Raw genomic sequence first — 22,737 nt, 5'->3', positions numbered from 1 at the left:
GCTCTTATTTCTTCTCTCTATACATGGGGAAAATGAATTCTCTTTTAAAATCATCATTTTCATTATATAAGAATTCTTCTATAATAATTGACTTTTCATTTCTTACAGCTTGAATAAAAAGCTCTACCATATCGTAATTCTCTAAATTCATTGTTAGCGTATTATCAAACTTTACCCATTGAATCCATGCAGGAATTTTTCTTTTGCTTCTCCAATTTTTTAGTTCCAGTAAAAAATCCTCTTTGTCTGAACTTAACAATTCTAAAGAAGAAATATCTTTTTCAGTAATTTTCCATCTGGCTTTTGAAAGAATAATATTATCATATCCTACTCTTGGTAAAAATTTATAAATATGCTCCAACCCACCCCAGCTGAAATAAAGCCCGGATCTGGTATTTTGAGAATATAGATCAGACAAAAAATGATAGACAGGAAGCGTATTGGTATAATAGTTATGAGCGTTCGTTAAATAAGGTTTTACTTCTTTATTAAGTTTTTTAGAACGCAAAACAATTCTGTCATTCTTTATAGAAATATACAGATCATCAACAGGTATTTGGTTTTCTTCCGGAAGAACAGATTGTGCCAGATAGGGAATTTCATACTGCCGTAGCGTAGATCTTCTAATGACGTTTCCTATTCTTGCTTCTGGTAAATGGATAATTTCTGCCAAAATCTCGTTATTGTCATGCTGAGCCTGCCGAAGCGTCTCTTCTTTTTTAGTAATCGTTTTTGTTAAATTCTGAATTTCTGATTTCTCAGAACAAAATCGCCCCAGGAGGTTAGCCGCACTGCTTCCAGTACTACTACTTAAGAATAATTTTTCCTGACCATCTTCAGAAATTATCTCTGCCATAAAAGAAATCGTATCCGGTAAATCATCCCATTTCTCTTCAAAATCTTTAAAATCTTCGTCGGATAATTCAATACTATATTTATTGTCCAACAAAGCTTCCTGCACCTTTTCATTAAGAATCTGATGAACCGAAGTAAGCTCAATGTTCTTGTTTGGGTGTTTCTGTAAAACCGGAAATATCAGGTCTTCCAAATAAGGATGAATACCTTTTGCAAAAACATTTTGTTTGTAACCGATACCTACTTCATTATCCAGAACATACAGCAATGGTAATTCCTGCTCTTCAAATCTTTCGTTAAAAGCTTTTTTAAATTTTGAAAACTCACTTTCCCTTTGACTCAAAGTGATTTTGTTCAAAAAGCTTATTCCCTTTTTTAATTTTTTTTTCCATTCAAATGATAAATGAAACAAAGTTTTATAATAAAGATCAGTTTGGAAAAGATATTTTGGCTCGTATTCTATTACAAAAGATTTTATTAATTCCTCAATTTCAGCATACCTGGAGGTTGAATTACTAATGTTTTGGTCTAATTCATTCAGCTTATTTTTTATCGAAATTAAAATTTCGGCTTCATCTTTAGCTTCTATTTTATTTAAAACAGAAATTATTTCATCTAAGAAATCGTTTCCTGAAACATTCGGCTCTAATTCACTTACAAGCACCTGATTATTGATGAGTTCTTCCACAAATTCTATGGCTTCTTCTTGTGTGATTTCTTCATCAATCAAAATTTTTGCAATTTGCTGTTTCGTTTTTCCTTCTTTTAAAAAATTCAATATCTGCTGTAATTCCTCAGAAAGTGGGGCTAAGGAAATGATATATTCTCTTTTTCCTCCGGTGTACTGGTATTCTATGTAGCGGATCCTGCTTCCTACTTTGTAAATACTGTTATTAGGGTAAAATAAAAGCTTGTTTCTCATCTCAGGTTGCTGCATTAAATATTGGGCTAAGGAGACAAGAAAGTACATATCCAGTTTGGTATCCCGCAATAGATTATCAGTCGTGAATTGATGATTTTCAGTTTTGTTACTGAAAGTGTTGGGAATGTCTAAACTGAAGTTCCCCGACCCAACAGATGAAAATAAACCGAATGGAGTACAACGTGTACTTATTCGGCTATAATATTTTAATAGGGTATATTTTAGTTTTTGAGATTCTTTTTGGGAAAACTCTTTTTCTGAATGAAACCATTTAGTCAGCTCGTCATGCAAATTTGGAGAGGCTAAATAAATAGCTTCCTGAAATATGGGATTGGAACAGATTTCTTTCAGTTCTGCATCCGTAATTTCATCTTTACTTATTACTTGTTGAAAGTTTTTGCGTGAAAATAAAGGAGTACGTACTCCATACTCATTAAAGAACTGGTAAGGGAAACGTGACATTTATTTTTTTTTATGCTCTTTAGGCTGGTAGTCGGGATGACCCAATTGCCAGAATGCAAAGGCAAAAATATCCGAAAGATTTGAATGCCCATGGGCTACAGTTGTATTATTTCCATGACCTCCCTCATAATCTATTTGAAGTAATACAGGATTTTTTGAAGTATTATTCGACTGTAGTTTAGCAGCAAATTTTGTAGGCTCCCAAACCGGGACTCTAGGATCATTTATCCCTCCGGTTATTAATGTTGCAGGATATTTCACTCCTCTTTTGATATGGTAATAAGCATCCATTTCCAGTAAAGCTTTAAACTCTTTAGGATCTTTTAATGTTCCATATTCATCCACATTGCTACCAATAGTAAGCACATCCCTTAATGTATTGGTTGTTGGCACTTCCAGAATTACAGCTTTGAATAAATCAGGTCTTTCTGTCACGGCTCGTCCTACTGTAATTCCTCCTGCACTGGCTCCCCAAATGGCAACTTTATCTTTTGAGGTATATTTTTCATTAATTAAATATTCTGTACAATCAATTAAATCTCTCCAAGTATTGGGTTTTGTTTCTTTATACCCTCCTAAGCGCCATTTTTCTCCTTTTTCTCCTCCTCCTCGCACATGAGCAATAGCCATTACTCCTCCCTGATTTACCCATAATAAATAGGTTCGGGCAAAGAATGGGCTCTGTGAATATCCGTAAGCACCATATGAATCAATTAGAACCGGATTATTATTATTTAATATAATATTTTTATTGTATATGAGAGATAATGGTATTTCTTCACCGTCCCTTGCTTTTATGGTGATTTCCTCAACTAATATATCTTTAAACTCAGGATATTCTGTAATAGGAGACATATTTTCAGGAAAAAAAGAATTTATTTTTATATCATATCTAAAGCGCTGCTCTTCATTCGCCCAACCGGAGCAGCTTACCCAAATGTCTGAAAAATCTTTTCCTTTTGCTTGCAAATTGATATTTCCTGAAGGGAAAGGTAGTTTGATAGGAATGCTTTTTCCCTCTTTATATAAGTATAATTTTGCTTCAACTCCGTTTTTTGTAGTTGTGTAATAAATACCATCTTTAGTGAATCTATATTGTCCTATCACTTCATCTTTTCTTTCTGGAATAAGAATTTCAGGATTTTTATAATTTGGAGCTATTATATTAGTTTTACAAAGTGTGTAATTTTGAGCGTTATACTGCGATAAAAAATATAAATCATTATCTACCAGCTGTAAAGATCTAACTTTATCTTCTTTCGTATAAAGAGTTTTCCATGTTTTCTTATCTTCTAATAAATCTTGTTTGGGAATTATAAATGTTTGTCTGTAATAATTATTGTCAAGTAACATTCCTACGTAATATTTATCATTAGAATCCAAGATAATAGGGGATCTTTTTTCATCTATCTTTAGCTCAGGATTATTTTTAGCAGAAAAAATATCTGTCAATTCTTTTGGATTTGTCCCTATTTTGTATAAAATAGCTTGTGAGTGTTTATAGAAATTCTGAGATTTGGAATCATCGATTGGAAAATACGTATAGAAAAATCCTGAATTATCATTCAACCACTTTATCCCTCCTACATTTGCGGGCATTGTATTAGTAATTACTTCAGGATGAATATATCTGTTTTTTACATCCATAATAATAACCTCTGCAAGCTCCTTCCCTTTTTCAGCCATTGCAATAGCTACCTTACTTCCAATTAAGTCAGGGCTAATGTGGTTAATTACAAACTCATGATTCTTTTCACTACTTTTATAATTAGCAGGATCATAAAGTAATTCCTCCTTTCCTAAAAACCCTTCCCGATAATAAAGCTTTGCTGCTTTTTCATTACCGTTTTTTTTTAAATAAAAATATTTATCATTATCAGTTACATTTAGATTTGACACAGAATACCCCTGCCTTTTATCAAATTCCAGCCTTTTATCTAAATAAAATTTTCTTTTAGGAATTTGACTAAGAATTAAATTAGTATAATCCGTTTGAGTCTTCATCCATTTCTTTGTTAAAGGACTCTCTAAATTTTCTAAATTTCTGTACTCATCTACGATTTTAGTCTCAAAATATTCATCTGTTGTAGGAACAGATGGAGCAGGATTGCTTTTTTGAGCATTTAAAGGAAGGATACAGAAAGTACTAATAATGATAAATATTAATTGTCTCATTTTTTATCTTCTTATTGATACAGGATTTTGAGGAATTAAAGTTCCTGGTTCATCATTAGCATTATCTAATTGATTATTTCCTCCGTTAATTGTTTTCATTTCACTAATTTTCATTATTTGCATTTTCTTTAATGATAATTTCTTTTCTGATTTAATTGTCTTTTTTTTCATCGATAATAATATTTAAAAATCAAACGCAAATAAAAGAATATTTTCCAAAGCTACAATAAAAATACAATATGGATTTATAAATCCATTATTTCAAAAATAATTTAAAACACTAATTATCAAAAATTTAAATACATTTATTTAAGATTTTTCATGGATTCCTAATTTAATGAATAAAATGTAAATTTGCAGTGTATTTACAAAATGATGAAGTATATATTTCCAATTATAATATTATTGTTTAATAATTTGGCAGGTGCTCAAAACCATAATATTGATAGTTTATCTGAATTCAAATATTCCCAGCTGAAAAATAAATTTTATGATTATTATGATCATAATCAATTTCAGCAATCTGAACAAATAGCAAAATATTACCTCCAAAAAGCTAAAAAAGAAAAAAATACACTTGAAATAGCGGAAGGTTATAACCTTATACATTTTAATAAAGATTTTTCCGTTGCTTTAAAGTACGTTGATAGCATAGCTGCAATTACAAAAGATATAAAAGGAAGTTTCTATCCTGCCAGAACTTTTTTGATAAAAGGAAATCTATATTACAAGAATGATAATTTAAAAGCAGCATTGGATAGCTATGTTTTGGGGCTGAAATACGCAAAAGAGCAAAATGATAAAAGACAAATTGCCTATGCTGACATAAATATTGCTTACATTAACAGCTATATAGGCAAAAATGCAGAAGCGGCAAAAATATTCAGACATTATCTGTATAATAAAAATGACATAACTGATAATTATCAGCACAATCAAATGCGTATAGCACTCATAAGCTGCTATCTTGATATTAATAAATTGGATTCTGCAAATATTCTGATTCGGGAGGGACAAATATACGCCAGTATCAGTAAAAATAATTATGATATTAGTTTGTACTCTTTTTTATCAGCAAAATATGACCTAAAACAGAGAAAATATAAAACTGCCATTACAAAACTATCCAAAGTGTATGACGATATAGTAAGAATCAATCCAAACAATGCTAATAATGCACTTTATAATTTAGGAAAAGCTTATGATGGTTTAAAAAACAAAGAAAAAGTTGTAGAAACATACACTAAGTTAGATTCTTACGTACAAAAAACTGATATTACTTTCCCAGAACTTCGGGAAGCATACACTTATCTTATAGATTATTACAAAGAAAAGAATGATAAAGAAAAACAATTGTATTATATTGATCGATTTTTAAAAGTAGACAAAAAACTTGATGAGCAGTTTCAATATTTGTCCACAGAACTACCCAAGAAATATGATACCCCTAATCTTTTACAAGAAAAAGAAGAGATTATCAACGATCTAAAAAACAGGAAAATAATTTTATATGCTTCTATTGGTTTTTTATTATTAATTCTTTTATTGGTTCTTTATCTTTATTATAAAGCAAAGAAAACAGCAAAAGAACACCGGAAAATTGCCCAGGAACTGATTTATAGTATTGAAAAAAGAAATTTTGAATCTACTACAGATATTAAAAAAGAAATTCCTGAGCTGTCTCAAATGTCTGAACATGCTGAAACGGAAAATATAATAACTAAGACTGCTCCTGAAGAGGTGACCCAATTTATTCTAAAGGAATTGGAAATCTTTGAAAATAAGCAGCTTTTTCTAAAAAGTGGCATTACATTAGCCAGTCTTGCAAAAAATATAAAAACTAACACATCTTATTTGTCTGAAACGATCAATAATCATAAAGGCAAGAATTTCACTTCTTATCTTAATGATCTGCGTATTGATTATGTTTTGGAGCGACTTGTAAAAGATAAAAAATTCCGTTCTTATAAATTACCGGCTATTGCGGAAGAAATTGGTTATAATAATGTGCAGGCATTTGCAACTGCATTCAAGAAGAAAACCGGAACTACCCCATCAATTTATATTAAAGAAATCGAGACTCAAAAATAGTTTAACAAACTGATTTTCAACTGTTTTTAATTTCAACAATTTATAAATTCATAATATGAATTTATAAATCCATTATACATATGCTTTTTTTACGAACAATTCCGATGTAAGTTTGTCCAAGATGAAACAAAAATTTTCATTATATAAAAACCATGTAGAAAGAGATTTAATTTCTAAATAAGTTTAAATGGTAAATTTTTATATTTAGATTAAAATAAAAAATGAAAATGACTCTAAAAATAAGCATTCTATTTACAGGATTATTTCTATGTAATTTTTTATTCTCACAACAGTTTCAAATAACAGGAAAAATTGTTGATGAAAAAAATCATCCAATTGAGTTTGCAGAAATATTGCTTTTAAACCAAGATTCTGTAGCTGTTAAAAGTGAACTTTCAAATGCAGCAGGGATATTTTCTATACGAACTGCCAATTCCAACTATATTTTGCAAGTTAAACATTTAAAAGATATTATTTATTCACGAAATGTTAACCTGGAAAGTAATATTAATCTTGGAAACGTAAAAGCAGGAAACGTAAAAGAAATAAAAGAAGTAGTTATACAAGGAAAAAAGAAGCTTATTGAGAGGAAGGTAGACCGGCTGATCTTTAATGTGGAAAACAGTATTATATCCCAAGGAGTAAACGGAATAGAAGTTTTGCAGAATACACCTAAAATAGATCTTTCACGGGGAGGTATTCAACTTATTGGAAAAAGTAGTGTAGGAATAATGGTAAATGGACGCCTTCTTAATCTAACTGGAGCTGATATGGAAAACTATATCAAATCTATGAGATCTGATAATATTGCCAGAATAGAGGTAATTACCAATCCCCCTGCAAAATATGACGCAGAAGGAAATAGTGGCCTTATTAATATCGTGTTGAAGAAAAATGCAAATTTAGGATGGAAAGGAAATACTTCACTTTCCTACACCCAAAGATCCTATGCTGGAATTGCGCCTTCAGCAAACTTATATTACACCGGTAAAAAATTAAGCGTAGCATTTAGTTTATCCGGAAATGCAGAGGCTAAAAGCCCAACCTCTGGAAGAGAAATCGAATTTAGTTCAACTTACAGAAAATCATCTGAACAGAAAAAAGAAAATTATACAGGAGTAAATTCAAATATGAACATTAACTATTCCATCAATGAAAAGAATGACATCGGTCTGATTTACAATGGCAGTTTTATCAAGAACGATCAGAAAGGGAATATTATGAATTATTTTATGTCAAAACCTCTTAACCAACTTGACTCATTACAGCATTCTCCTTATAAGAATGTGACAAAATATAATTATCACTCTTTGTCCACTTATTATGATTTAAAATTAGACACCTTGGGAAAAAAAATGAGTGTATATTTTAATTATCTTGGGAAAAATAACAGATCTGACAGAGATTTTTCCACAACAACCAGTAGTGGTTTAAATAATGCAGCATTATACGGATCAAAGGCAGATTACAGTATATATTCAGGAAATGCAGATTTTACACTACCATATGAGTTCGCAGATATAGAAGCCGGAGTAAAATATACTTCTATCACAAATAATAGTGACATTTCCTATTTCAATGTAATAAACGGAGCCTCTATTTTTAATCCATCTAAGAGTAACGAATTTAACTACAAAGAAAACATATTCGCTCTATATTTCTCAGCCACAAAGGAAATTGTAGAAAAATGGGAAGTTCAGATAGGACTTAGATACGAGAACGCCTCTACCAGAGGATATTCAAAAACACTTAACCAAACACAACACAATAAATTCGACAATTTTTTCCCGAGTGTATTTGTAACCTACACGCCTAACAAAAACAACTCTTTTTCTATTGCCTATTCCAAAAGAATTGACAGACCTGGGTTTTATGAAGTGAATCCATTCAGAATATATACAGATTTTTACTCCTATGATTCAGGGAATCCTAATTTGATTCCTTCCAACACTCATAATATAGAATTGTCTTATTTGTATAAAAACAACCTTTCTGTCACATTGTATGGATCTCGTTTGGCACAAGGTAAGGATTATATCACAACTGTTTCAGATAATTCTAATTCGACGATTTCACAACCAATGAATTTTTACAATCAAAATACATTGGGATTAGATATCAGCTATACCTACAAACCTTATAAATGGTTCAATAGTTATAATAGTTTAAGCGGATATTATAATGATTCAAAATCTTATATGGAACAGCTTACAATACCTAGCTTTAGTGGATATGGAGCCTTTGTTTCAACAAAAAATACCTTTACATTGAATGATAAAAAAACATCATTCTTGGTATTGAACTTTTTTCAAAACTTACCTACCAAGGAAGGCTTCGTTAAATCTTTTAACAGGGCTAGCTTAGATTTAGGTTTAAGATTAATGTTCCTTGATAAAAGTTTACAGGTTAATGCTTTAATAAGCGATATTTTTGCTCAGAACAGAAATAAAAATACGGAATACTATCCTACGTATAATTATTTCTCTACCATTTACAACGATATGAGAAGTTTCAATTTATCAATAAGCTACAGTTTTGGAAACAAAAAAATAAAAACCACTAACAAAAAAATAGAAAACCTAGAGCAAAGCAGGTTATAAATAAAAAGGAGATCAGATAATTTTCTCCTAATTAAAAACATAAGGAAGAGTCTTCGCCGAAATAAAAAGAAAGAATATTGTCTAATCACAAAAATGTACCGATATGAAATTATCTAAATTCAAAAAAGATCAGCTATCTGTGGCTACTCTAAGAGGTATTAAAGGTGGTCTAAAGCAGATGGAAGTGGAGCTTGAAGAAGGTTCTACTCAATCAAACAGACACTCTACTTCTTGTACAGGCTCTGATCATGACGGAAGCAGACATGATAGTGACTAATCAAGATCATGTCAAAATTTCTAAAAAACATTAAGGAAGAATCTTTGCCTAAATAAAAAGAAAGAATATTGTCTAATCACAAAAATTTATCGATATGAAATTATCTAAATTCAAAAAAGATCAGCTATCTGTGGCTACTCTAAGAGGTATTAAAGGTGGTCTAAAGCAGATGGAAGTGGAGCTTGAAGAAGGTTCTACTCAATCAAACAGACACTCTACTTCTTGTACAGGCTCTGATCATGACGGAAGCAGACATGATAGTGACTAATCAAAATCATGTCAAAATTTCTAAAAAAACATTAAGGAAGAATCTTTGCCTAAATAAAAAGAAAGAATATTGTCTAATCACAAAAATTTATCGATATGAAATTATCTAAATTCAAAAAAGATCAGCTATCTGTAGCTACTCTAAGAGGTATTAAAGGTGGTCTAAAGCAGATGGAAATGGAGCTTGAAGAAGGTTCTACTCAATCAAACAGACATTCTACTTCTTGTACAGGTTCTGATCATGACGGAAGCAGACACGATAGCGACTAATCAAATCATGTCAAAATTTCTATAAGTGAGTAATAGAAATATTACTCACTTATTCTTACTATTCCCAACACTATTTCTATGATATTAATATTTACTATCCAAAATGACTTTTCTACATCGAATGTCATTAAATGGCTGACTCATTATGGCGAAAAAGTAGTGCGTATTAATTCCGATGACGGACTGCACAAACTCTTTAAAATAGACAGCAAAGGAATATTTTTCAAAAATACAAGATCGTCCGCTATCATTAATTTACTTGATGCCAAAAGCTGTTGGTGGAGAAGAAATGGAATCAGCAAAAGCTTGTTTCTTCATAATTCTGATTATCAAGAACTAATGATGAATGATTTTGACCTAACCTCTATAAAAAAAGACCTAATCAGTAATGAAGCGGAGGATCTTAAGAATTTTATTTACCATTCCGTTTATCAGAATACAGAAATAAATCTTGGACGGCCGAAATTCAATTTGAATAAACTTATCACCATGAATATTGCCCAAAATTGCGGTCTGAAGGTTCCTGATTACGAGATCATAACAAATACCGATCAAATAAAGCAAAATGACCTGAGCATAACAAAGGCTATATCGAACGGAATTTATAAAGTAGTCAATAATTACAGTTTTTACTCATACACGGAACTTATTGAATATGAAGAAGATGTAAAAGTCCCTCTATTCCCATCATTGAAAATGGATCTTATAAAGAAAACTATGGAGGTCAGAGTCTTTTTCATTGAAGGACATTTTTTTTCGATGGCTATCTTTTCACAATCATCAGACCAGACCAGTATAGATTTCAGAAAGTACAACCATAAAAAGCCCAATAAGGTGGAACCTTATAAACTTCCCGCCTCAATTGAAGAAAAAATAACCGATATGTTCAGAGAACTGAGACTGAATTGCGGCTCCGTAGATCTGATTCTAGATGATCAAAATGAATTTGTTTTTCTGGAAATAAACCCTGTTGGTCAGTATGGAATGGTATCTGATCCATGCAATTACTCATTAGACAAAAAAATAGCTAAATATCTAATCAATGGAAGGATTACAGAAAATTAAATTAAAGAAAGAAAAAATTCATAACCTGCCGCTTTTCTTTAAAACAATCTATTATAACCAAGTTACCAATATTAATGATGAAATGAAGCTGTTCAAACATAATGAAATTCTTCAATGTTCGTTTATGCGCCATTATTATTCCAGCCGAAGAATCTGCAAGACATTAGATTTTAAACTTTTTGAAAATGAAGAGTAGTACCTATACCAGTGAAACCATAATTCTTACCTCAAGCTGTAAGATTACAAAAGGAAAAAGCAGAAGTCTTATTGTAGACTATTTAAGGAATGAACTTTTCTTTATTTCGAACGATTATTATCAACTACTGAAAGAAATCGATAGAAAACCAGTAAGCCATGCATTTAGTATGGTAGATTCTAAAGATCACGATTCTGTTTCTGAGTTTATAGAATATTTGTTGGAAAATGAAATCATCATGCTTTCCAAGACACCGGAATTATTTCCTCAGCTGTCCGAAGAAACTGATGATTTTGAACTCATCAGAGATTCTATTATTGAAATTGACCCTAAAAATTTTATTGCAGACGTTTTTTCAAAAACAGTTCAGCAATTAAACAGCTTGAGATGCAATGATATCCAGCTAAGATTATATTCGGAATTTTCTACAGATTTTATTCATGAACTTCTCTGTTCGATAAATAATACGGACATTAATTATATAGAACTCCATTTCGAATATGATGAAAAAATCAGTAGAGAATTTCTGCTCAGCCTGATTGAGGACTACCCTTCCCTCTCTCATATTTTTGTCTATAACGCACCCGAGAACAGAATATATCAGCATAAGATTCAGCATGATCATTATTATCCTTTGCTCCTCGGAAATATTTACTACGCCCAGACTCCTCTGAACAGTGGAAGTTGCTGCGGAATCATTACGCAAGAATCTATGAATTTTGACAACATTTTGAAATACAATGAACTTAAGCAAAAAAATGGATGCCTTTATAAAAAAGTAACGATTGACAAAGAGGGCAACATTAAAAACTGCCCATCCATGAAAAAAAAATATGGTAATATTAAAAATGCCTTTATAGAAAATATTATAAAACAGGATGAGTTCCAGTTTTTTGGAAACATAAAAAAAGATGAGATCGCAGTCTGCCAGGATTGTGAATTCAGATATGCATGTACAGACTGCAGAGCTTTTTTACAGGATAGTAGTGATGTATACAGTAAACCTTTAAAATGCGGATACAACCCAGAAACATGTGTTTGGGAAGATTGGAGTGCTAATCCATTAAAGAATAGAGGCAAAGTATATGAGTAACATAGTAAAATCCATTTTTTTTTCTAAATTCCCTTTTGTCCCTCAAAAAGATCAGATGGACTGTGGAATTGCATGTATCAGCATGATCTGTAAACATTACGGAAAAGAATTTGGATATACTTATTTAAAAGAAATTTCTGCCGTTTCACGGGAAGGGGTTAGCATGCTGAATATTTCCGATGCTTTCCATGAGCTAGGTATAGATAATGCGGTGGTAGAAACAGACCTGAATAGTCTTATTGATGAAGATATGCTTCCATGCGTATTACACTGGAACGAGAAACATTTTGTCATACTATATAAAATAGGAAAAAACATTTTTACCCCAAAAAAGACATTTTATATAGCTGATCCGGCACATGGTCTTATCAGATTAAATGAAACTAATTTTAAAAAATCATGGGCCGACACTAGATCCGGATTTGCATTATATACAGAGCCTACTGAACAATTTTACAGTAATGATAATAATCTTGAAGAGATTAATTCCAAGCATTTATTAAAGTATGTACAATCTTTCAAATGGGAATTATCAAAGATTTTCATCACCTTAATCTTAGGCAGTATTCTTACCCTCGCCTTCCCCTTCCTAACAGAAAAATTGGTAGACAAAGGTATAAACAATAAGGATCTCAACTTTATTCTCCTAATTCTGATTGCTCAATTATCTCTTTTTATTGGTCAAACCATTATAGAAATTATCAGAAGTAGAATATCAATTTATCTCGGATCCAGAATAAATATCAATATTATCTCGGATTTCTTAGGAAAACTGATGACAATGCCTTTGCAGTTTTTTGATTCTAAACAGGTGGGCGATATTATACAGAGAATTTATGACCATAAAAGAATCGAAAACTTCCTGACCTCGCAAAGTATTCTTACTTTATTTTCGATGATTAATTTCTGTGTTTTTTTCTTTGTATTGGCATACTACGACTGGACAATACTGATATACTACGTTTTCATTACAGGACTGTCTATCTTATGGATACTGTATTTCCAGTCGCAAAGAAAGGTTGTTGATTATGAAAAATTCAATCTTAATTCTGAAAACCAAGAAAATACACTGGAATTGATTACCGGAATGCAGGAAATAAAACTGAACAGTTTTGAAGATTACAAAAAAAATAAATGGAAAGATACTCAGGAAAAACTGTTTAAAATTAATTTTAAGGTGTTGAATATTGATCAAATACAGTTATCTGGATATGAATGTGTCAACAGTCTAAAAAATATTATTGTCACTTACATCGTTGCTCAGAATGTAGTTTCCGGGCACCTGACCCTAGGAAGCATGTTAAGTATATCTTATATCATTGGAGAAATGAACTCTCCCATAAGTCATCTCGTAAGTTTTTTCAGATCATTGCAGGATGCTAAACTTAGCTTTTCAAGAATTAATGAAATAAACAATTACCAGAACACTGAATCTCCCACAGACGGTTTTGCTGAAGATGAAACAATACACTCGGATATCAAACTCGAAAACTTGTCTTTTCAGTACGAAACAAAAAATTCGGCATATATTTTAAAAGATATCAACCTGCTAATCCCCCGAAACAAAACTACCGCAATTGTCGGAATAAGTGGCAGCGGGAAAACAACCTTAATGAAACTGCTGCTGAAATTTTATGCTCCAAACCTCGGAAGCATTTCTATCGGCGAGACAAATCTAAAGGACCATATTTTCGAAAACTGGATAAAAAAATGCGGTGTTGTGATGCAGGACGGCTTCATTTTTTCTGATACGATTGAACGAAATATTGCGACCAATGATGTTCGCATTGATTATCAAAGACTAAATGATATATTAACAATAACCAATATAAAAGCTTTTGTAGATGAACTTCCACTCGGACTCAAAACAAAAATAGGAGCTTCAGGAAATGGAATCTCCGGAGGACAGAAACAACGTATTTTGATCGCTCGTGCATTATATAAAAATCCTCATTACTTATTTTTCGACGAGGCAACCAGTGCCTTAGATGCTGATAACGAAAAGCATATTCATGAAAAATTGCAACCATTTCTTAAAGGTAAAACAGCAGTAATTATTGCCCATCGTCTTTCTACAGTAAAAAATGCTGATAAAATTATTGTGTTGGATAAGGGAAAGGTAGTTGAAGAAGGAAATCATCATGAACTGGTAACCTTGAAAGGTGAATACTATCGTTTGGTCAAAAATCAACTGGAGCTTGGCAATTAAGAAGTAGTTATTAAATCTTACATGTAATAGCCACGACTTTATCTGAGAGTTAGGGTTTAAAAATAATTGTCAGTTATCCAATACTGTCCTTACTTCCAAAAGTAAGGATTTTTTGTTCCTCTGCAAGCGTTTCCAATAATTTCTCTTTTGCCATAGGTTTACTATCCAAAAAACGTCTGCATCGGTGTTTTACCGTAACAATGTTTTCCTGTATGTTTTCTTTCATGCGGAATATTATTCCATTTATTTCTCACAATTTTTATGAAGCTGAGGGACTTTTTTCTTGCATTTTTATCAAGTTATCCTTTACTTTTATTCACATTCTCTGAAATTCATAATATTTCCTTTAAACTAATCTTTTTTAATTTTTTTTAAATTTTCAATATAAGTATATGCTATTTCAGTAATCAAATCTTCTAATGGAGGTTCCTGATTATTTATAAGTATTGAGATAACCAGATTATATTTAGGATACACTCTGAGAATAGCTCTTGATCCATTTTCTAACCCATTATGACCTAAAAAAAAATTACCATACATATCTTTATTAGATATAATTCCCAGTCCGTAACCAGTTTTACTTCCTGAAAACAAAACTTGTTGCTTAGTCATAATTTGCAATGGTCTAATATTATTAAAAACTAGGTTAGGCTGAAAAAAAAGATTTCCTAAATGTATTAGGTCTTCCGAAGTAGATAGGTGGCATCCCTGTGCGTACTTTAACTTACAATCCATATATGGGGCCTGTTGGATTAGCCCATCTTTTTTTAGGTAAAAATTTGTAGTATTAGGACTAGATAAGCCTGTATCAGGAATGGTATTAGTCATATTTAATTTATTAAGGATATACTCTTCCTGACATTCAACTATCGTCTTGTGGCATTTTTTCTCAATTATTAAGCCCAATACTTTATAACCATAATTACTATACGAAAACTGGACTCCTGGTTTACTATCCAAGTCATCATCTTTCAAGCTTTGATATAAATCATCTTCGCTATATGTATTATAACTATCCCATCTTTCTTTACTGGGATTTCTCTTTAACCCTGAAAGGTGACCTGCAAGCTGTCTTAGTGAAAAATTATATTTGTCATGTGGAAGATTGTCCAAATAAAAATGAATTGAATTGTCTATATTTAGGGAGTCTAATTCATTTAACTTCATTAATGTAAGGGCAGTAATAATCTTTGTGACACTTGCTATTCTAAATTTTGTTGAAGACGGATTTACTTTAATTTTCTTCTCTAAATCTGCAAAGCCTACACCTTCCGATAAAATAAATTTCCCACTATATGAAATAGAAATAGCCATTCCTGGAATATCGTTCTGTTTGCAAAACAGTTCAATTTTTTTCTTACTTATTGCAGTTGCCTTGTCAAGATAATTTTGTGCAACCGCATTTAAGGGGCACAACAAAATGAGATTAAACAAAAATAGAAACTTTTTCATAAATTATGTTTTTTTCATAAAATAAAATTAATCAAGTTATACATTACACATTCATACTAATGATATCGGTATTAATTTTAAATACATTTCATTAAGATACAAATTTCATGATTAATTTATAAAATTTTACATTTGCAACTGATAGTTTTTTTACTCTCACATTTAAAGGTTGGAGAACTTTTGTGGAGTTATTTTTTTATATAATTTTTTGCGCTTATAAAAAGTTTGCGCTCAAAAAATATAAATAGCAAATATAACAGAAACAAAATATTCCCATAAATAATATTCCCTTTCAATAAGTAATAAGAAATATATGATACTACAATTCCTGAACATACATAAATAATGCAGGTCTTCATCTCATATGGTATCGGATAATATTTTTGTCCTAAATAGTAAGAAACTATCATCATTATTAAGTATGAGGCAAATGTAGCCCAAACACTAGCCCAGTAACCATATGAAGGAATAAAAAAGTAATTAATACTTATTGTTACTATTGCCCCAATAATTGAAATATATACACCAAATCTAGTTTTGTCAGAAAGCTTATACCAAATAGAAAGATTTAAATATATACCTAAAAATACAGCTGCAATCAAGACAATTGGAACAATAGGTAAACCAACATAAAAAGAGGAGTTTCGTATATACTGTTCTGAAATCCAGTTGAGGTTCACACATAATCCTAAAAATATCACACAATTCACAATAATAAACCAAGTCATTAGCTTGGAGTATGTTTGAGCAGAGTTCTCATTTTTTGCATGTGCAAAGAAAAAAGGTTCTACGCCAAGCAAATACGCCTGTCTAAATAAAGTAATAAATGTTACTAACTTACATACAGTACCGTAAATTGCCATTTGAATTACATTCTCCCCATTAGGTAAGAGGTATTTTAGAAACTGTCTATCCATTGTTTCATTAACAACCCCAGATAAACCAGCAAGCATTATAGGCCAGGAATAGGATAACATTTCTTTCCATAAATTAAAATCAAACTCCTTTATATTTATCTTTTTAAACTCACTAAATAATAGAATTAAAGAAAATATACTGGCTATTAGGTTAGCTATAAAAACATAACCAATTCCGAACTTTTGGTCATATTGAAATCCAAATAGCCCATTAGAAAATTTTGGAAACAAAACAATGAAGAAAATAACAAATAAAAAATTCATAACTGCATTCACAGTTTTAACTAATGTATATTTTTTTGATCTTCCTTCTTTTCTAAGAATTACAAAAGGCATCGCACATATTCCATCTACACATAATATAATTAGCATTATTACTAAAAAACTAACCTGGTCCGGTGTTTTAAATGCTATTGCTAATGATTGCCTAAAAAATAAAGATATGATAATGAAAAATAACGAAGCTCCAATAACACTTAAGGAAGCTGTTGACATTAACTTTCCAGAGCTAATATCTTTTTGAGCAAAACGAAAAAAAGAGGTTTCCATTCCGTGTGTTAGCAAAACAATTATGATACCCGCCACAGAATAAAAATCAACAAATGGAGCTATCGCACTTGGGCCAAACCTTTGAGATATAAATGGAGATATAATAAATGGAAATAGCTTGACTAAAACTGTACTAAAACCATAAGTTGCGGTTTGATAAAATAATTTTTTAAACAATTTTTCTTCCTGTTTTTTAATAAAAAAACCTATTTAATTTACTGGACTTTCAATGAAATATTTTTACTAAAATAAAAAAATATTACTGGTAAGTTGAAATTTACTTAAATTAAATGTTACCCCCTAAGATTGATAACATTTGGTTATATGTATTCATTTTAAAAGTTCATTCAAGCCATATTGATCAAATAATAATTTTCCAATTTCAAGTTTAGACCAGCCTTCTTTTAACTTATAGGTAAATGACAGTTCATTATTTTCTAAAAAACATTCTAAATGAAGCAATAAAGCATTCTCATTTTCAGTTAAATGATCTTCGATAAGATTTAAATGTGTGGAAAAAATAAAGAGAGAGTTTTTAAATTTTGATAAGCCATTTATTGTACTTACAGTAATCTGCGCAGCATCATTGATATTTGTACCGCTAAAAATCTCATCAAATACAACAAAACAGTTTTTAGATTTTAGTTCTAATAAAACACCTTTTACATTTATGACTTCCTGAGCAAAATGACTATAACCTTCTTTGAGGTTATCATTAACAGAAAAATAAAGGAAAATACTGTCATAAAAAGGGATATTACAGTATTCGGCCGGAACCGCAATTCCTAAATGAGCGAGTAGAACAATAATACTAATCGACTTCATTGTAGTAGATTTCCCAGACATATTTGCTCCTGTGAAAATAACAATAGCTTTATTTTTTACATTTATAGTATTTTTAACGGCATTGTTAAGATCTAAATGGTAGAAATTTTCAATTGTAAAAATATTTTCAGAATTGAACTCAGGAAATATCAAATTGTTTAACTTAATTCCTTTCGCAATACTGGAATATACATCAAACATGTAAAAGAAATCCCAGAATAAGTCGAAATTGCCCTTATCAATTTCGGGTGCAATTTTGACTAAAATATTCTTTCTTTGCTTAAAATCAAGTTCTTTATTATAAAACTCATTGATGGGCAGTGAGTTGATGAACAGAATCATTTTTTCTATCTCACAAGAATACTCTAGACAAGTTTCTTTCTTTTGGAAATTTCTCAATAATAATCCGAAGTGATAAAAGAAGTCTAATAACAAAGAAATACTAGTATTTATCTCTTTAAAATATTCACGGTATTTAATGCTTGTGAAATAATTGTATTGGCTGACATCAATTTCATCCAAAAATTTTTGAATTGCAGAAACTCTATTTTCCTTGATTTCATAGCTATTAATAATTTGAAAATTATCCAGGAACAGTTTTAGTTTTTGTTGAACATATAAGGTCTGTTTTTTGTTAAAGGATTTTTGATTGAAAAATGATATTAAATATTGCTTGGATTTTCTTGTCTGAGTGAAGTTAAAATAGGTTATTATTTCAGCAGTGTTTTCCATGATTCATCTATGCTTATATTGGTAAAATTATGTAATTAAATCTCGAGCATGTTTAAAAAAAATCCTAAATTATTGGGGCATTAATTTTTGTATTTTTTCTTTCAATCAGACAGCTAAACAGAGCCGAGAATATCAGAACAATAAACAGAATTGTTTTGTTTTCTTAGTGGGATTCAAGTGTTTTAAGAAAATCTTCGATCAGCTTGTCAATTTTTTCATCGTAAACCTTGACCGCATTTTCATATGTCTGATCTTCTGTAAGCTGAAGAAATTTTTCTTTATCATACTGTATTAAATATTCAATAAATGCTCCTGCAATCGGATACATAATACTTTCTTCAGCTCTTCTTTTATTCTGCCATATTTCTTTAATATTGGCAGGATCTTTTCGATATGCCTCTTTTGCTGCTTCCAGCCTGTTATTTCCCTGCTGGTCAAAGTAAACTCCTATGCCTTCATTGATAAATATTATCTTCTTCTGTTCCGGGGTTTTCCAAAAACTGATATTATGAGCAATTTCGTGTCCGGGTGACTGGTTGATTCTGTTATGAGAAATACAGAATTGAGCAAACGTAAAGCCCAAGTTTGTTTTCAGATAAGAGTTATAGCTTTCCTCCATATCCCATACAAAGAAATCTATTTTTTTGGGAAGTACCGAATTGAAGAAATTATTAATCTTTTCAAAAGCCTTCTGTCTTGAAGCAACAATATTCTGCATTTTTTCTGCCGAAACTGACTGTTGAAAATGAAAAACAATATTTTGCGTTTCTTTTATTTTCCAGTCATCATATATCGGATCCAGACCCGTTACTAGTCCGAATTTCAACAGCTCATTTTTCAATACTTCATTTTTAGAGTTCTTAATCAGCTGATCGTATATTCTTTTTGCCTCTTTTGTATTTCCTAAGCCATAATTGGTTTTAAGGGATTCTATTAAGAATTTTGCATCACTGCTATCCATTTTTGTCAATAATGCATTCGCGGCTGGATAATCACATTTTGAATTATAGATTTTAAGGAGCATCAATTGGGTCTCAAAATCCTCAGGTGAGGATATAAGATTTGTCTGGGCAAGTTTAATGGCTTTGTCATATTCCTTTTTACTGTAGAGATCTTTAAGATTGGCTTCCTGTGACAATCCAAGAGTAAAATACACTAAAAATAAAATAATGTTGATTTTTTTCATTTTTCATTTAGCTTTACTGCTAAGCTAATAAAAAAGAAACTAAAAAAATTTCGTAGTATAAAAATTTTCAGGAATGAATAAGTATCACAAATTTTTAGGTAATTCTGCAAACAGAAAAAATACGAATGTTTGAATATATAATATAATCATAATATATAAAGGCAAATTTAAGTCTATCAAGTCATATTTGCCCCTATATCTTATTGTATTCTAACATGCAGTTACTAGAGATATTTTTGATTTTATAAAATTTCGTATTAAATTAGTTACTAGATTATATTAAAACAATATACAATAGAATTTCCATTTTATGAAATTACCTACTGATTTAGGAGATGAATATGTAAACAAAGTCCTTTCCAATCTTTCTCTGGAAAATCTTCCAGGTGAAGAATGGAAGGAGATTGAAGGTTTTGAAAATTATGCTATTTCTAATTATGGACGTATAAAAAGCCTAGAACGTTGGGCAATAAATCCTGCGGGAGTAAAGCGGAAAATCTTGGATAGTATTAAGAAGCCAAATGTCTTTAAATATTTTAATAAACATTTAAAGACTCATTTTTATAATGTGAGGAATGTTTTATCTATTGAAGGGAAAAAGTATGGAAAATCAGTAGCCCGTTTAGTGTACTATTATTTTGTAGAAAAATTTGATATGGATGATCTTTCATTTCGAATATCTTTTAAAGATAATAATCAGTTTAATGTATATTTTAGAAATCTGGAGAAGTTAACTATAAGTAAGCTGCATCGGAAATCAATGAATACAGGTAGAGGAAAAAGAGGAAATTATAAACAGGCAGTCAGCCAATACACAGTTGATGGTGATTTTGTTGCCAGCTATGCAAATATTTACGCAGCAAGTGAAGCTTTAAGAATTCGTCCTACTTATATTCTACCTGTCATCAATAAAAAAAGGACTACAGCCGGAAAATTTCGATGGTTTGTAAAAGATTACGTCCCCTCTAAAGAAGATTTTATACCGGGAAGAAAAAGAAAACCGGAAAAAATCTTCAATGCAACTCTTTGGAAAAAGCTTGGGCAGCCACCTATTAATCCGAGTAATCCACCCGCCTGTATGAATTTATTCCTAAAAGATCTTTCCGGTGAAAGGTGGAAACCAGTTCCCAACCTAGAGCGGCATTTTGCCATTTCCAATAAAGGAAGAATAAAGCGGTTAAATACCTGGACAGAGAACAGAAATAAAACATTTTGGGGAGAGCATATCACGTCACTCTCTGTACTCAAATCCAATAGTAATTATCTCTATGCTCAACTAAGTTGTAATGGAAGAAAATATTGTTTACCAATTACCCGATTACTTTATTATTGTTTTGTAGAAGAATTTGATCTTAAAGATAAAAATCTGGTAATTGTAAACAGTAGTATTCCTCAATGGGATATAGATATTTCGAACCTTACTTTGAAACCTTTTAATGAGATCCTTAAGGAAAGAAATAAAGAGTATGCTACTAAAGTGAGAACAGTACTTAATTCAAAAAAAGCATTCAATGACTCTCTTTGGGAAAAGTTAGGTAAACCCCGGATTAATAAGAAGAATCCACCAGCTATTTTCAATTTATCTCTAAGTGATTTACCGGATGAACAATGGAAAGCAGTACCAGGTTTTGATGGTAAATATACTATTTCCAATAAAGGGAGGGTAAAACGATTGAGTGGATGGGGAGTAGGTACTCATTTTTATGGAGAAGATCAGATTCTTTCCCTCAACCTAACGAGTGATAAGTCTTCTTATCTTTATTTTAAGGTTCATAAGAAGGAAGATAAAGCTCAAAAAATGCTTCTACGCATACTTTATTATTGTTTTATTGAAGAATTCGATCTGAATAACAGAACACTTCGGGTGGTCAATGAAAATGAACCTCTATGGAATATAGATCTTTCAAAGTTATCATTACGCTCTATGGCAGATGCATTTAATAAAAAGAATATTAAAATAGAAACTCGAGCATTCAAAAAATCACTAAACAATAGGATATAGAACATCGAGCAGAAGTCACACAATTTTAAATACCACCCATTTCTAATCTTGCATAAAACTTTGATATATATTCATTAAAATACAAAATAAGTTATTATCTTTGATTTGTAAAATGAATCAAAAACCTACATTTTCAAAGTGAGTAATTCGGTGAGTAGCCAGGGACTCAGCTTTAAAAAATGTTGATAAATAAAGAGGTTTAAAGAGACGGTTCGAATCCCTCCAAAAAAAAGTCCTCCATTTACTTGACTACCAAACTGATGGTAGCGTTTACTGAAGGTGAGATTTCTTTAACAAATTCAATAGCTAGGAATAATGATTTATAAAATAGAATTACCAACTCTCCAATACTGGATAAACTTAGACATATTCTCAAACAATTAATGGATTCAATCAATACAAATGGGTACATTAAATTCCTGTTTAAAAAGTACCGTCGAAATTTCGATCCAACCTAGCTTTTCATGAATCAAAAGATTGATTTTGTTCAACACTTAATCATTACATAAAAGAAAGGTATTGTTAAAATAAAATAGATTTTATATTTTTGGAATAAAAAAAATGGATTGTCCAAAATGCCATAGTTCTTCTA

General features: G+C 30.9%; 18 protein-coding genes. 10 read left to right on the top strand and 8 right to left on the bottom strand.

Features of this window, described 5'->3' with window-relative positions; all coding sequences use genetic code 11:
* Nucleotides 1–4: 4 nt before the first annotated feature.
* The 3 genes from CQ046_RS21485 to CQ046_RS23760 are packed head-to-tail and all read right to left on the bottom strand — an operon-like array spanning nucleotide 5 to nucleotide 4,585.
* Nucleotides 5–2,239, bottom strand: a complete 2,235-nt coding sequence (locus tag CQ046_RS21485; protein ID WP_105704235.1) for a lantibiotic dehydratase family protein — start codon at nucleotides 2,237–2,239, stop codon at nucleotides 5–7.
* Nucleotides 2,240–4,414 carry a prolyl oligopeptidase family serine peptidase gene (locus CQ046_RS21480; RefSeq protein WP_105704234.1) on the bottom strand — a complete coding sequence of 725 codons (2,175 nt, stop codon included), beginning with the start codon at nucleotides 4,412–4,414 and terminating at the stop codon, nucleotides 2,240–2,242. It lies immediately after the preceding gene.
* A gap of 3 nt (nucleotides 4,415–4,417) precedes the next feature.
* Nucleotides 4,418–4,585 carry a hypothetical protein gene (locus CQ046_RS23760; protein ID WP_165790577.1) on the bottom strand — a complete coding sequence of 56 codons (168 nt, stop codon included), beginning with the start codon at nucleotides 4,583–4,585 and terminating at the stop codon, nucleotides 4,418–4,420.
* 204 nt (nucleotides 4,586–4,789) lie between these two features.
* Between CQ046_RS23760 and CQ046_RS21475 the strand changes: the two genes are divergently transcribed.
* From CQ046_RS21475 to CQ046_RS21450, 9 genes are all read left to right on the top strand, one after another.
* Nucleotides 4,790–6,505, top strand: a complete 1,716-nt coding sequence (locus tag CQ046_RS21475; RefSeq protein ID WP_165790576.1) for a helix-turn-helix domain-containing protein — start codon at nucleotides 4,790–4,792, stop codon at nucleotides 6,503–6,505.
* 221 nt (nucleotides 6,506–6,726) lie between these two features.
* Complete coding sequence (locus CQ046_RS21470; RefSeq protein WP_105704232.1) at nucleotides 6,727–9,105, top strand: outer membrane beta-barrel family protein; 2,379 nt, start codon at nucleotides 6,727–6,729, stop codon at nucleotides 9,103–9,105.
* Nucleotides 9,106–9,208: 103 nt separating this feature from the next.
* Nucleotides 9,209–9,382, top strand: coding sequence for a hypothetical protein (locus tag CQ046_RS23755; protein ID WP_165790575.1), 174 nt, complete (start codon nucleotides 9,209–9,211; stop codon nucleotides 9,380–9,382).
* Between the two features lie 94 nt (nucleotides 9,383–9,476).
* A complete protein-coding gene (locus CQ046_RS23750; RefSeq protein WP_165790575.1) occupies nucleotides 9,477–9,650 on the top strand; it encodes a hypothetical protein in 174 nt (57 codons plus the stop codon).
* 95 nt (nucleotides 9,651–9,745) lie between these two features.
* Nucleotides 9,746–9,919 (top strand): hypothetical protein, encoded by a 174-nt coding sequence (locus tag CQ046_RS23745; RefSeq protein WP_165790574.1) that lies wholly within the window; start codon nucleotides 9,746–9,748, stop codon nucleotides 9,917–9,919.
* Between the two features lie 78 nt (nucleotides 9,920–9,997).
* Nucleotides 9,998–10,984, top strand: a complete 987-nt coding sequence (gene gwsG / locus CQ046_RS21465; RefSeq protein WP_105704231.1) for a grasp-with-spasm system ATP-grasp peptide maturase — start codon at nucleotides 9,998–10,000, stop codon at nucleotides 10,982–10,984.
* Complete coding sequence (locus CQ046_RS21460) at nucleotides 10,962–11,180, top strand: hypothetical protein (RefSeq protein WP_105704230.1); 219 nt, start codon at nucleotides 10,962–10,964, stop codon at nucleotides 11,178–11,180. The genes gwsG and CQ046_RS21460 overlap by 23 nt, the downstream gene beginning before the upstream one ends.
* The gene (gwsS, locus tag CQ046_RS21455; RefSeq protein ID WP_105704229.1) at nucleotides 11,170–12,273 is read left to right on the top strand and encodes a grasp-with-spasm system SPASM domain peptide maturase; all 1,104 of its coding nucleotides are present in this window, start codon (nucleotides 11,170–11,172) and stop codon (nucleotides 12,271–12,273) included. The genes CQ046_RS21460 and gwsS overlap by 11 nt, the downstream gene beginning before the upstream one ends.
* Entirely contained in the window at nucleotides 12,266–14,482 is a 2,217-nt protein-coding gene (locus CQ046_RS21450) for a peptidase domain-containing ABC transporter (RefSeq protein ID WP_105704228.1), read from the top strand. Before gwsS ends, CQ046_RS21450 begins: the two co-directional genes overlap by 8 nt.
* Before the next feature lie 73 nt (nucleotides 14,483–14,555).
* Here CQ046_RS21450 and CQ046_RS21445 read toward each other — a convergent pair whose 3' ends face one another.
* The 5 genes from CQ046_RS21445 to CQ046_RS21425 all read right to left on the bottom strand — a co-directional run bounded on the left by CQ046_RS21445 (nucleotide 14,556) and on the right by CQ046_RS21425 (nucleotide 20,143).
* Entirely contained in the window at nucleotides 14,556–14,708 is a 153-nt protein-coding gene (locus CQ046_RS21445; protein ID WP_228407016.1) for a hypothetical protein, read from the bottom strand.
* Nucleotides 14,709–14,833: 125 nt separating this feature from the next.
* Nucleotides 14,834–15,934, bottom strand: a complete 1,101-nt coding sequence (locus CQ046_RS21440) for a serine hydrolase domain-containing protein (RefSeq protein ID WP_105704227.1) — start codon at nucleotides 15,932–15,934, stop codon at nucleotides 14,834–14,836.
* Between the two features lie 188 nt (nucleotides 15,935–16,122).
* Nucleotides 16,123–17,577 carry a lipopolysaccharide biosynthesis protein gene (locus CQ046_RS21435; RefSeq protein WP_105704226.1) on the bottom strand — a complete coding sequence of 485 codons (1,455 nt, stop codon included), beginning with the start codon at nucleotides 17,575–17,577 and terminating at the stop codon, nucleotides 16,123–16,125.
* A gap of 153 nt (nucleotides 17,578–17,730) precedes the next feature.
* Complete coding sequence (locus CQ046_RS21430) at nucleotides 17,731–18,747, bottom strand: MutS-related protein (RefSeq protein ID WP_165790573.1); 1,017 nt, start codon at nucleotides 18,745–18,747, stop codon at nucleotides 17,731–17,733.
* A gap of 373 nt (nucleotides 18,748–19,120) precedes the next feature.
* A complete protein-coding gene (locus tag CQ046_RS21425; RefSeq protein ID WP_105704224.1) occupies nucleotides 19,121–20,143 on the bottom strand; it encodes a tetratricopeptide repeat protein in 1,023 nt (340 codons plus the stop codon).
* Nucleotides 20,144–20,453: 310 nt separating this feature from the next.
* Here CQ046_RS21425 and CQ046_RS21420 point away from each other — a divergent pair, with 310 nt between their 5' ends.
* The gene (locus tag CQ046_RS21420; protein WP_105704223.1) at nucleotides 20,454–22,145 is read left to right on the top strand and encodes an NUMOD4 domain-containing protein; all 1,692 of its coding nucleotides are present in this window, start codon (nucleotides 20,454–20,456) and stop codon (nucleotides 22,143–22,145) included.
* Nucleotides 22,146–22,737 lie beyond the last annotated feature (592 nt).

Origin of the sequence: Chryseobacterium sp. MYb7, assembly GCF_002979455.1 — a bacterium.
GTDB lineage: Bacteria > Bacteroidota > Bacteroidia > Flavobacteriales > Weeksellaceae > Chryseobacterium.
The sequence above is the reverse complement of the archived record's forward strand: the minus strand, read 5'-3'. Positions and strand labels throughout refer to the sequence as shown.

Bases quoted from the DNA above. Each gene is read 5' to 3' on its own strand.
- CQ046_RS21485 (WP_105704235.1), bottom strand. From the start codon at position 2,239: ATGTCACGTTTCCCTTACCAGTTCTTTAATGAGTATGGAGTACGTACT.
- CQ046_RS21480 (WP_105704234.1), bottom strand. From the start codon at position 4,414: ATGAGACAATTAATATTTATCATTATTAGTACTTTCTGTATCCTTCCT.
- CQ046_RS23760 (WP_165790577.1), bottom strand. From the start codon at position 4,585: ATGAAAAAAAAGACAATTAAATCAGAAAAGAAATTATCATTAAAGAAA.
- CQ046_RS21475 (WP_165790576.1), top strand. From the start codon at position 4,790: ATGAAGTATATATTTCCAATTATAATATTATTGTTTAATAATTTGGCA.
- CQ046_RS21470 (WP_105704232.1), top strand. From the start codon at position 6,727: ATGAAAATGACTCTAAAAATAAGCATTCTATTTACAGGATTATTTCTA.
- CQ046_RS23755 (WP_165790575.1), top strand. From the start codon at position 9,209: ATGAAATTATCTAAATTCAAAAAAGATCAGCTATCTGTGGCTACTCTA.
- CQ046_RS23750 (WP_165790575.1), top strand. From the start codon at position 9,477: ATGAAATTATCTAAATTCAAAAAAGATCAGCTATCTGTGGCTACTCTA.
- CQ046_RS23745 (WP_165790574.1), top strand. From the start codon at position 9,746: ATGAAATTATCTAAATTCAAAAAAGATCAGCTATCTGTAGCTACTCTA.
- gwsG (WP_105704231.1), top strand. From the start codon at position 9,998: ATGATATTAATATTTACTATCCAAAATGACTTTTCTACATCGAATGTC.
- CQ046_RS21460 (WP_105704230.1), top strand. From the start codon at position 10,962: ATGGAAGGATTACAGAAAATTAAATTAAAGAAAGAAAAAATTCATAAC.
- gwsS (WP_105704229.1), top strand. From the start codon at position 11,170: ATGAAGAGTAGTACCTATACCAGTGAAACCATAATTCTTACCTCAAGC.
- CQ046_RS21450 (WP_105704228.1), top strand. From the start codon at position 12,266: ATGAGTAACATAGTAAAATCCATTTTTTTTTCTAAATTCCCTTTTGTC.
- CQ046_RS21445 (WP_228407016.1), bottom strand. From the start codon at position 14,708: ATGAAAGAAAACATACAGGAAAACATTGTTACGGTAAAACACCGATGC.
- CQ046_RS21440 (WP_105704227.1), bottom strand. From the start codon at position 15,934: ATGAAAAAGTTTCTATTTTTGTTTAATCTCATTTTGTTGTGCCCCTTA.
- CQ046_RS21425 (WP_105704224.1), bottom strand. From the start codon at position 20,143: ATGAAAAAAATCAACATTATTTTATTTTTAGTGTATTTTACTCTTGGA.
- CQ046_RS21420 (WP_105704223.1), top strand. From the start codon at position 20,454: ATGAAATTACCTACTGATTTAGGAGATGAATATGTAAACAAAGTCCTT.